Origin of the sequence: Brasilonema octagenarum UFV-OR1, assembly GCF_963888615.1 — a bacterium.
Taxonomy (GTDB): Bacteria; Cyanobacteriota; Cyanobacteriia; order Cyanobacteriales; family Nostocaceae; genus Brasilonema; species Brasilonema sennae.
Window position 1 is genome coordinate 26,773 of record NZ_CAWPKW010000296.1, and the last position, 10,978, is coordinate 37,750.

At 44.2% G+C, this 10,978-nt stretch carries 10 protein-coding genes; 5 read left to right on the forward strand and 5 right to left on the reverse strand.

What is annotated here, in order from left to right:
* Nucleotides 1-138: 138 nt before the first annotated feature.
* From AC5590_RS25680 to surE, 3 genes are all read right to left on the reverse strand, one after another.
* Nucleotides 139-1,209 carry a bifunctional riboflavin kinase/FAD synthetase gene (locus AC5590_RS25680; protein ID WP_318563375.1) on the reverse strand — a complete coding sequence of 357 codons (1,071 nt, stop codon included), beginning with the start codon at nt 1,207-1,209 and terminating at the stop codon, nt 139-141.
* A gap of 178 nt (nt 1,210-1,387) precedes the next feature.
* Nucleotides 1,388-2,308 carry an MBL fold metallo-hydrolase gene (locus AC5590_RS25685; RefSeq protein WP_169266184.1) on the reverse strand — a complete coding sequence of 307 codons (921 nt, stop codon included), beginning with the start codon at nt 2,306-2,308 and terminating at the stop codon, nt 1,388-1,390.
* Nucleotides 2,309-2,591: 283 nt separating this feature from the next.
* Nucleotides 2,592-3,389 carry a 5'/3'-nucleotidase SurE gene (gene surE, locus AC5590_RS25690; protein WP_169266185.1) on the reverse strand — a complete coding sequence of 266 codons (798 nt, stop codon included), beginning with the start codon at nt 3,387-3,389 and terminating at the stop codon, nt 2,592-2,594.
* 586 nt (nt 3,390-3,975) lie between these two features.
* On the opposite strand from surE, the gene grpE reads away from it, so the two are divergent.
* The 5 genes from grpE to rsgA all read left to right on the forward strand — a co-directional run bounded on the left by grpE (nt 3,976) and on the right by rsgA (nt 9,944).
* Nucleotides 3,976-4,725: a nucleotide exchange factor GrpE gene (gene grpE, locus AC5590_RS25695; protein ID WP_169266186.1), complete on the forward strand. Its 750-nt coding sequence runs from the start codon at nt 3,976-3,978 to the stop codon at nt 4,723-4,725.
* Nucleotides 4,726-4,924: 199 nt separating this feature from the next.
* Nucleotides 4,925-6,883, forward strand: a complete 1,959-nt coding sequence (gene dnaK, locus AC5590_RS25700; RefSeq protein WP_169266187.1) for a molecular chaperone DnaK — start codon at nt 4,925-4,927, stop codon at nt 6,881-6,883.
* A 588-nt stretch (nt 6,884-7,471) separates the two neighbouring features.
* Nucleotides 7,472-8,605 carry a molecular chaperone DnaJ gene (gene dnaJ / locus AC5590_RS25705; protein ID WP_169266188.1) on the forward strand — a complete coding sequence of 378 codons (1,134 nt, stop codon included), beginning with the start codon at nt 7,472-7,474 and terminating at the stop codon, nt 8,603-8,605.
* The gene (locus AC5590_RS25710; protein WP_169266189.1) at nt 8,602-8,859 is read left to right on the forward strand and encodes a sulfurtransferase TusA family protein; all 258 of its coding nucleotides are present in this window, start codon (nt 8,602-8,604) and stop codon (nt 8,857-8,859) included. The genes dnaJ and AC5590_RS25710 overlap by 4 nt, the downstream gene beginning before the upstream one ends.
* Nucleotides 8,856-9,944 carry a small ribosomal subunit biogenesis GTPase RsgA gene (rsgA, locus tag AC5590_RS25715; protein ID WP_169266190.1) on the forward strand — a complete coding sequence of 363 codons (1,089 nt, stop codon included), beginning with the start codon at nt 8,856-8,858 and terminating at the stop codon, nt 9,942-9,944. Before AC5590_RS25710 ends, rsgA begins: the two co-directional genes overlap by 4 nt.
* A 106-nt stretch (nt 9,945-10,050) precedes the next feature.
* Here rsgA and AC5590_RS25720 read toward each other — a convergent pair whose 3' ends face one another.
* Nucleotides 10,051-10,518, reverse strand: a complete 468-nt coding sequence (locus AC5590_RS25720) for a TetR/AcrR family transcriptional regulator (protein ID WP_348982723.1) — start codon at nt 10,516-10,518, stop codon at nt 10,051-10,053.
* Nucleotides 10,519-10,532: 14 nt separating this feature from the next.
* Nucleotides 10,533-10,679 carry a hypothetical protein gene (locus AC5590_RS25725; RefSeq protein ID WP_498824151.1) on the reverse strand — a complete coding sequence of 49 codons (147 nt, stop codon included), beginning with the start codon at nt 10,677-10,679 and terminating at the stop codon, nt 10,533-10,535.
* Nucleotides 10,680-10,978 lie beyond the last annotated feature (299 nt).

A 10,978-nucleotide genomic window follows, 5' to 3' on the forward strand; every position in this document is an offset into this window, starting at 1 on the left:
ACGTCGGTGCAGGACTGGACTCACCAGTTGCTTCCACCGACGTTTTCCTCAAAACAGTACTAGTCTCACTTCGCTCTACTGAGAATGACAAAATGACACTTTATGAGACAGACATCCTCTTAGTATTCCCCCAATAAGCTAAGACTGTGCACGAAAAAAAGCTCTAGCGACATTACAGTCTTGTTGAATTTGTGTTTTTAGGGCTTCTAGAGAAGAAAATTTTTGTTCTGGTCGCAAAAATCTTTCTAGTTGCACCATCAGCTTTTTGCCATACAAATCACCAGACCAATCTAACAGATGGATTTCCACAGATTGATACGTACCATTTACCGTTGGGCGATGACCTATATTCATCACACCTAAGTAAATATTCTCTGGATTGTCTGGTGTTTCATCGCAGACGGTAACACGAACAGCATAGACACCGTGGCAGGGCAAAAACTTGTCTTTCGGTAATTGTAGGTTGGCTGTGGGAAAGCCAATAGTTCTGCCCAGTTGTTGACCTTTGATCACAGTACCGATAAGAGTGTATGCACGTCCTAACAGTTGATTTGCGCTTTGAAGATCGCCTCGGAGTAAAAGTTGCCGGATGAGTGAAGTGCTAATGCGAGTTTCCTCGGCCCAAGCAACACTGACATCACTGCTGTCTGTAGGTTCATGACTTGCATACGTTTCTAGAGCAACGATGGAAACAGGAATGCCGTACTGTGCGGCGATCAACTTCAAATCTAGCGCTGTACCACTGCGGTTGGAACCAAAGCAAAAATCTTGCCCAACGCTAATTTGTGCAGCTTGCAGTTGTTTGACCAGAATCTTTTCTACAAACTGTTCAGCAGATAAGGTAGATAATTCTTTGTCGAAAGGCAGCAGGACGAGTTGTTCTACTCCTAGCGATTGTAACTGATGAACTTTTTCATCCAGTGGTGTTAACCAAGTACGCGGTTGTCCAGTAAAAAATTCTTGTGGATGAGGATTAAAGGTGACAACCGTCGAGTAAAGGTGTGGAGTTTGAGAGGACGCAAACAGCGTTTCGGCAAAGTTTCCTTCGTCTTCTGCCCTCTTGAGGGGGGGCAATATCGGTTGAATAACCTTTTGATGACCACGGTGTACGCCGTCAAACTTGCCAAGAGCAACAAAAGTTGGAGTTCGAGCCAATTCGGTTGAAGAAGTTACCCACACAGAACACCCATTTTGAGACAAATTTAGCACGTCGATTCTGGGATTTGAGGTTATATTTAGCTGTCAGCTAATACAGTTCTTAGAACCAAAGCCCTATGCCTTCCCGTAGGGTGAGGACGCTCGTGCAACTGTTCGTTGACACCTCCGCACGAGTTGTGTGCTAGCGACTGATTGCTGAAAGCTCCTTATCACCAATCTAATCCAAAATTTAAAGTTGCTCCGACTGCAATCTGTAAGTCGAAAATTTCCTAATAGGAAAAGATTCTGATAAAGGGACTGGTACGGGAACTTGAACTACCATTCCTTCACGTGCCATGATAGCACTAGGGAATTTTTGTGCTGCTTCTTGTCCAACACGATCCAAAAACTCATCGTCATGGGATGGGTCGTGATGAAAAATGACCAGAGTTTTGACATTAGCGGATCTGGCGATTTTCACACCTTCTTGCCATGTAGAGTGTCCCCAACCAATTTTAGGCTGAATTGGGGAATTATACTCTTCATCAGTGTAAGTGCAATCGTAAATCAGAATGTCAGCGTTACGAGCTAAGCGCAAGGCGTTTTCATCTAGTCTGTCAGAATAATGTTCAGTATCAGTAATATAAGCTACAGCACCACCACGCCAGTTGACTCTGTACCCCACCGCTTCTCCCGGATGGTTGAGTGGAGCTGTTTCTATGATAATGTCATGAATGTGAATCGGTCGCCCTGATATAACGTCGTAGAAATCTAAATTTGCCTGCATAATCTGTAAGGGAACAGGAAAATTTGGGTGCAGCATCTGGTCATTAAGACGCTGTTCTATGGTCGAACCATCGGGGGCGATCGCACCGTAAATATGAAAAGTATTTCCCTTGACAAATCCTGGGGAAAAGAAAGGGAAACCCTGCATATGATCCCAATGCGAGTGGGTGAAAAAAACGTGTGCCTCTATCGGCATATTAGGCAACAAAGATTGCCCTAAAACGTGCAGTCCTGTGCCTCCATCAAAAATTAAACGTCTGCCACCCACTCGCATCTCTACACAAGGGGTATTACCGCCATAACGAACGGTGTGTGGTCCCGGACAGGGGATACTGCCACGAACGCCCCAAAAATGCACAGTAAATTGATTCTCTATCCTAGACATGGGTGTTGCTTGCTGGACCCAGCGGGCACTCAATACAAAAAATTGTTACTTATTTTGTTAAGTTTATTCTGTTTCACGACTTTTAGTAGTAGTGGTATTTATTGGTAAAACAGCATACCTTGTTTCAGGTTACTTTTGTCTTTACTTATAAAAAACTTCAAGGCAGCAGTTTTGGAGTGCAAACGTTTGCCTAGTAAGTTCTTTTCTATGACGCTCCGACTTTATAACCGATATTTTGGTCTCATGGATTTATCCATATACTTGCCTTCATAAAGAAAAGACTTTACGGAAACTTAAAATTCCACTCAGATAATTGATTCAATCCATTTGCATAAGTAAGGTTGTATTGTAATGGAGTGATACTGATGTAGTTTTTACGGATCATATGCACATCTATAGGTATATTTTCAGGAAGATTTAAACCTACTGGAGGTTCCACATCTTCTACAACTTCTCCCGCTAACCAATAATAAGTTTTCCCACGCGGGTCTACTCGTTTATCAAAAACATCGATGTAACGCCGCACTCCCTGGCGAGTGATACAAACTCCTGCAATTTCTTCCCATTTAACAGCGGGAATATTGATGTTAAGTAACATCAACTCTGGTAGAGGGTTTTGTGCCAGTTGTCCTACAAAGATTTTGGCAAAGTTAGCACCAGGTTGAAAATCCTTATTTTTGTGACTGGTAAGACTGAGCGCCACACTGGGAATGCCTTCAATCAAACCTTCCATTGCTGCAGAGACAGTACCAGAGTAGAGAATTTCGGTTCCTAAATTAGCACCCTGATTAATGCCAGATAGAACTAAATCTGGTGGAGAATCTAACAAAGCCCACAGCGCCAATTTAACACAGTCTGAGGGAGTGCCATCACAAGCCCAAGCTTTGACAGCAGGATGAAAAATCGACTCTACCATTTCAGCGCGAATTGGTTGATGCATTGTTAATCCATGTCCGGTTGCGGAACGCTCTCGATCCGGGCAAACTACATTGATATCATGACCTGCTTGCGCTAAAGTGTTTGCTAGAGTACGAATACCTAAAGCAGAAATACCATCATCGTTGCTAATCAGTATTTTCATAAATATTTAATCAATCATCATAGTCAATAGTTAAGACTTAAGAGTCAACAGTCAAGAGGTAATGACGTGATTGGTAGTCCAGCAGGTGGAATCTTGGAAAAAACAGGACTTCCTTCACCAAGTCGATGTAGAGATTTCCGGCGCGGGCTTAGTCTGGCAAAAAACAATCAGCTGTTTTGAAAAATAATACCAAGTTGCGGCGAAATCACCTCACTCCCCATTTTCTCTGGGATGCATTGGAGAGGGTAACCCGTCCAAGGAGCGTATACGCTAACTTACTCAGCATTTGTCAAAATAGATGACGGTGGCCATTCTAAAGCTAAAGGATGAAGAATGAAATATTCCGTACTTCATTCATAGTTTATACAATCCTATAAGAAGTCGTCCGCAAGGTGTTACCTGACTTGAAAATAGAACTCAGAACTCAGAACTCAGAACTCAGAAGAAAAGAGAAATTTTCATGTGTTCTGGTGTACGCAGTTCATGACGGCTACTTCATACTTCAGGTAACCGATTTTGCAGCCGAGTTCAATTGTTGCAAGATATGGGGATAACTACCCAATTGAGCATCTGGGAAGAGTGCACAATGATAGACGAAGATAAACAGCAAAACAACACAAACCAGCAATCAGGTGAAGAAAGCGAGGAAAAGCAAGCAATGACAAGCGACTCTACAGCCGAAATCAATCCCAACGTAAGCCAAAGCGAGACTGACCCAGTGGCAAGGCAAATCAACGTCTCCGAAGATACAGCAACACAGAGTCAAGACAATAGCGTTGCTGCAAAAGGTGAGGGCGCAAGTACTGACTTTACAGGTAAAGAAGGCGCACTTCATCAACAAATTGAGTCCCTAAAAGCGCAGCTAGAAGAGCGCACCACTCAATATATGCGGATTGTGGCTGATTTTGAGAATTACCGCAAACGCAATCAAAAAGAGAAAGAAGATTTGGAGCAGCAGATAAAACGGAACACGATTAATGAATTACTACCAATCGTTGATAATTTTGAACGAGCAAGAGCGCAAATTAAACCCCAAAATGATGGGGAGATGACGATTCACAAAAGTTACCAAGGTGTTTACAAGTTATTAGTAGATTCCTTAAAGCGCTTGGGTGTCTCACCAATGCGTCCAGAAACTCAACCATTCGATCCCAACTTGCACGAAGCAGTATTGCGGGAACCTACGGATGAATATCCTGAAGGAACAGTGTTAGAAGAGTTAGTACGCGGATATTACTTGGGCGATCGCGTGCTGCGCCATGCAATGGTGAAGGTGGCTGCTCCGAAGGAAGATGGACCACTCAATGCTGAAAATTCAGTTGAGTCTAGCCAATAGCTAAGCTGTATTCGCTCGCCTTACTGATCAAAAGTCCCTGGGAAACTGGGGCGAGCAATCTCACCACACCTGAGAGATAGTCACACAAACATCACGCCCAAAGTTTAGCAATCTTTACCCGGTGTTCGTGTATCGCTAACACCGGACTGAAGTTGCTCAAAACTTCCAGTAAAAATACTGATGTAACAAACTGATATTTATGTCAAAAGTTATTGGGATCGATTTAGGCACTACCAACAGTTGTGTGGCGGTTCAAGAAGGTGGTCAACCAATTGTCATTACGAATTCAGAGGGTGAACGAACGACTCCTAGTATTGTAGGATTCGGTAAAGATGGTGAACGCTTGGTCGGTGAACTGGCAAAACGTCAAGCTGTCACGAATGCTGAAAACACTATTCTCAGTATTAAGCGATTTATCGGTCGTCGTTGGGATGACACTGCAAGTGAACGCTCGCGCGTTTCTTACACCTGTGTCAAAGGTCGAGACGATACTGTTGATGTTCTTGTTCACGGACATCATTATACACCACAAGAAATCTCCGCTATGATCCTGCAAAAACTGAAACAGGATGCGGAAAATTTTTTAGGTGAACCTGTCCAAAAGGCAGTGATCACAGTACCAGCATATTTTACAGATGCCCAAAGACAAGCCACCAAAGACGCTGGTACAATTGCCGGACTAGAAGTTTTGCGGATTATAAATGAACCAACTGCTGCTGCCTTAGCCTTTGGGTTGAACAAGCAAGACCAAGAGCAGCTCATCTTGGTATTTGACTTAGGAGGCGGTACCTTCGATGTTTCCATTCTACAACTGGGGGATGGAGTCTTTGAAGTCAAGGCGACTTGTGGGAACAACCACCTCGGTGGGGATGATTTTGATCACTGTATTGTTCTGTGGATGATCACACGCTTCCAGGAAGAAGAAAAAGTTGACCTTTCTGGGGACAAGATGGCTTTGCAACGTTTGCGGGAAGCAGCGGAAAAGGCAAAAGTTGAACTTTCCAGTAGAATCAGCACTTCAATTAATTTGCCTTTTATCACAGCTGATGAAACAGGGCCAAAGCATTTGCAAATCGAACTCACCCGAGCCAAATTTGATCAGTTAACGGCACATTTGGTTGAAGCGACGATCAAACCGATGAGTCAGGCGCTCAAAGACGCACAACTCAAACCACAAGACATTGATCGGATGATCGAAGTCGGGGGTTCCACTCGCATTCCCGCGATTCAAAATGCCTTGATCAAATTTTTTGATGGCAAAACTCCAGATCGCTCTATCAACCCCGACGAAGCAGTCGCACTAGGAGCAGCTATCCAAGCTGGGGTGCTGGGTGGTGAAGTTGATAATTTGCTTTTGTTAGATGTGACGCCCTTGTCTGTGGGGATTGAAACTTTGGGAGAAGTGTTCACCAAAATTATCGAACGCAACACCACAATTCCAACCACCCAGTCCCAAATTTTTTCCACAGCAGTTGATGGACAAACTGAAGTGGAAATTCACGTGCTTCAAGGTGAACGGGCAATGGCGCCCGATAACAAGAGTTTGGGCAAATTTATTCTTCCAGGTATTGCGATCGCTAAGCGTGGTGTACCGCAAATTGAAGTCTGTTTTGAAATTGATGTTAATGGCATCCTCAAAGTTACAGCACAAGACAAAGCCACTCTTCGAGAACAAAGTATTCTCATTACCAATACAGGTGGCTTAAGTGCCAACGAAGTTGAAAGCATGCGACAACAAGCCGAAATGTTTGCTGAAGATGACAAAAGACGTATGCAACTGGTTGAGGTGAAAAATCAAGCAGATAATCTACTGTATAGTTACGAGTCTACCTTCAAGTATAATAGTGATATATTTAACGACCAAATGAAAGCCTTGCTAAATGAAAAAGTCATACAGTTACGAGCAGCAATGGTAGACGAAGCTATTTCTGTGGCTGAATTTCAACAGCACTTGGATAACTTGCAGCAAACTTTGTTTGACATTGGCTCCCAAGTGTATAATCCCGTTAATAGCCAAACTCATACAATAGCCGCAGCTTGCGATCATTCATTGACTTTAGAATCAGCAACGCCCCCAACTGGAACCTCAACACCACCATTTGACTTTGATTTGAAAGACGAGAGCATGATGCAGGTTGGTTACGAGACAATAGACTAGAGAATTGCCAAAAGCTTGGGTTGTGTCCAAAAATGACGGATTCTAGATTCTCACTCCTCTACAATTTGAATCATAGAATCTCTGAAACTGGTTTGAATGGTTGCCCTACATCCCCATATCTCTATAAGACCCAACCTTTAATGAACGGTTTTCCACACTTTTTAGTGCGGTTAGCTCGTCTGTAAAGTGAGCGGAGTTTTTGCAATCTACGTAGCACAATTGTAAAAGAGACAGCCTCAAGCTATTGCTTTTGTCGTTTACCATGAGGAAAGCACTTGTTGCTGTTGTCAGTAGTGAGTAAAAATTTTTCTGGTCTTAACTTAGTCTTTGATTTCAAAACTAATTCTAGATTCAACCGCAGGTGCACTCAAGGCTTAAAGTCGCAAGGACGCACTGCTTCCTCTGACTCAGTGCTCGACATTGATAACTGTTATGGTGATTTTTGTATAAAGGAAAAGGTAAAATTTTAGTATTAATAAAACTTAACTATTGCCTTCTGCCTTCTTGAACTTGTGATCGGCGGAACTCGTCGTTAAAAGTTCTCTTTGTATAGCCTGCTTTCTACCTTTTAACTTTCACCTTTGCTCTATGGCTCGCGACTATTATGAAACTCTAGGTGTCTCTCGTGACGCCGACAAAGAAGAAATCAAACATGCTTACCGCCGCCAAGCCCGGAAGTATCACCCAGATGTGAACAAAGAACCGGGAGCGGAAGAACGTTTCAAAGAAATTAACCGTGCTTATGAAGTTCTTTCTGAGCCGGAAACCCGTGCACGTTATGACCGCTTTGGTGAAGCTGGTGTGAATGCTGGGGCTGGTGTAGGCTTCCAAGATATGGGTGACATGGGCGGGTTTGCTGATATCTTTGAAAGCATTTTCTCAGGCTTTGCTGGTAGTGCGGGTGGTACAACCCAAAGACGACGCAGTGGACCAGTGCGGGGCGATGACCTGCGGCTAGACCTAAAGTTAGACTTTCGGGAAGCAGTCTTTGGCGGTGAAAAGGAAATTCGCATCTCTCATCTAGAAACTTGTGAGATATGTAGCGGATCTGGTGCTAAACCAGGAACTCGCCCTCGCGCTTGTTCGACTTGTACCGGAACAGGTCAAGTACGTCGCGTCACCAGAACGCCCTTTGGTAGCTTCACCCAAGTTTCGACTTGTCCTACCTGTAATGGTACGGGGATGGTCATTGAAGACAAATGTGATGCTTGCGACGGCAAGGGCGAAAAACAAGTTACGAAGAAACTAAAAATATCCATTCCACCAGGAGTGGACAACGGTACACGCTTGCGGATTTCTTCAGAAGGTGATGCGGGTCAACGCAGTGGTCCTCCTGGAGATTTATACGTGTATCTGTTTATCAATGAGGACGAGGAATTCCATCGGGATGGGATCAATATTCACTCGGAACTCAAAATTAGCTACCTTCAAGCAATTTTGGGATGTCGCTTGGAGGCAAATACTGTAGATGGGCCACAGGAATTGTTGATTCCACCAGGAACTCAGCCAAATACTGTGATGACGCTGGAAAATCGCGGAGTCCCGCGCTTGGGTAATCCCGTCAGTCGTGGCGACCACATGATTACGGTGTTAATTGATATTCCTAATAAGTTGACAACCGAAGAACGTGAACTCTTGGAGAAGCTCGCTAAAATAAAAGGAGATCGCACTGGTAAAGGCGGCCTAGAAGGATTTTTGGGAAATTTCTTTCACCAACGATGAGTGTATCTTCCCTTTCAACTCCTAATGCTCAACTCGATTTGCGTGGCACCCCTTGCCCGATAAATTTTGTACGGACGAAACTCCGTCTGGAGCAAATGAATCCAGGAGAGTTACTAGAAGTCTGGCTAGATTCAGGGGAACCGATAGAGCAGGTTCCTGATAGTTTGACAATGGCAGGATATCAGGTAGAAAAAATTACAGACTGTGTTAGTTATTTCTCCCTACTAGTCCGCCGCCCTGTTACTGTCTCATGAGAGGGGAAGCCGAAGACCCGACTGATAAGTTACTAGGGACAGTCCTAGCCGTGCAAGCTAATTTTTACCGAGTGCAGTTAGATATAGGGACCAGACAGATGAGTGAGCAAAGTTCCCCTCATCCCCCCATGCTCTTATGCACTCGCAGAACACGGTTGAAAAAAATCGGGCAACAGGTGATGGTGGGCGATCGCGTAGTCGTAGAAGAACCAGATTGGGCTGGTGGACGAGGGGCGATCGCTCAAGTATTACCTCGTGAAAGTGAATTGGATCGTCCAGCGATCGCTAATGTTAATCAAATTTTATTAGTATTTGCCGTTGCTGACCCGCCTTTGGAACCGTACCAGCTTAGTCGCTTTCTGGTTAAAGCTGAGTCTACGGATTTAAGTGTGATTTTATGCTTCAATAAATGCGATTTAATTGCAACAGAACAACAGGCAGAAATTAATCAGCAGTTGGTAACTTGGGGCTACCAACCAATATTTATTAGTCTCAGCAAAAGTATAAATATTGATAAAAAAGTAGATAAACTCAAAGACAACATGACAGTGATAGCTGGACCTTCTGGAGTTGGTAAGTCCAGCCTGATCAATACACTGATTCCCAATGCTAACTTACGAGTGGGAGAGGTTTCTGGTAAACTGGCACGAGGTCGCCATACCACTCGTCACGTAGAATTATTTGAATTGCCAAGTGGTGGTTTATTAGCAGATACTCCCGGTTTTAATCAACCTGACTTTGATTGTGTCCCAGAAGAATTAGTGACTTATTTCCCAGAAGCAAGACAAAGATTAGCAGTTGATAGCTGTCGTTTTAGTGATTGTCTGCATCGAGACGAACCGGGGTGTATAGTCCGTGGAGATTGGGAACGATATCAACATTACTTAGACTTTTTAGAGGAAGTTATTAAGCGCCAAACTCAGCTTAACCAACAAGCAGATCCTGAATCTACTCTCAAGGTAAAAACTAAAGGTAACGGAAAGACTCAATACGAACCGAAGCTGGAAAGTAAGAAATATCGCCGGACTTCACGCAAGACGCAGTTGCAGCAGTTGCAGCAGTTGTATCAAGAGACGGACGAGTAATAAATAACCTCATGCTTACGCAAATATTCTTATGCCACTTAGGCTTTAATAGAGTGAAATGATATTTTTCTCATCGACACTCCCCCGGCTTTTTGTTCAGGCAAAGTCAGCTTGGTGGTTCTCTCAGAAGAAGATGCAAGGTACGACGAATATATCCTTCCAATGGTTCAGTTGTAGCTTGAAACACGAGTGCATAAAGCATGATTCCACTTATCAGGTCAAAAACGAGATCAGGATCTAAATCTGCTTGAATTTCATTTCTCTGTTTTGCGCGTTCAAATACAACAGCGAAGGCTTGTCGTCGCGGTTGTAAGTATTTTGTCCAATAAACTTGAGCGAACTGAGGATTGCTGGATGCAGTACTGATCATCATAGCAACTGTCTGTCGTCCCAAAGGGGTAAATGTAATTTGCGCAGCACTGTTGATTAAGGCGTCAATATCACCCCAGAGGCTACCAGTGTCAGGAACGACATACTCCTGTCTACAACTCTCAATCGCGTCTGCAACTAGTTCTTGTTTCGATTTGTAGCGCCGGTAAATTGTGGGTTTGCCAACTCCTGCACGGACTGCGATTGCCGGAGGCGCAGCTAGCTTAACGCATCAATACTCATCCGCTCAAATCCAACTTCTGCCAGCAGTTCCAGGGCTGCTTGCAGAATCACTTGATGGGATTGGGCACTACGGGGTCGTCCCGGCGGACTTTTGACAGGTTTACTCATGCGATCGTCAGACAATTTTGGATTTTAGATTTTGGAGCCACTGCGTTGCGGAGAGCAGCGCCTTGCGGAGCCAGTCCTGCAGGAGGGTTTCCCGACCTAGGGATCTGGCGTTGGGGTTCCCCCCGTTGTAGCAAGTGGCGTGCATGTGGCGTGAGCCAGATGCCTGGCTGTCGGGAAACTTAGCCTGTGCACTGGCTCCCCTTACCCCCTTACACCCCTTTTTGAGGACACAAATCATTAAACTACGCAAAGAGTCAAGTTACTTAAGGAGTATTTATAAAATGTCATTTGAACAATTGCACCCCGCTACTCAA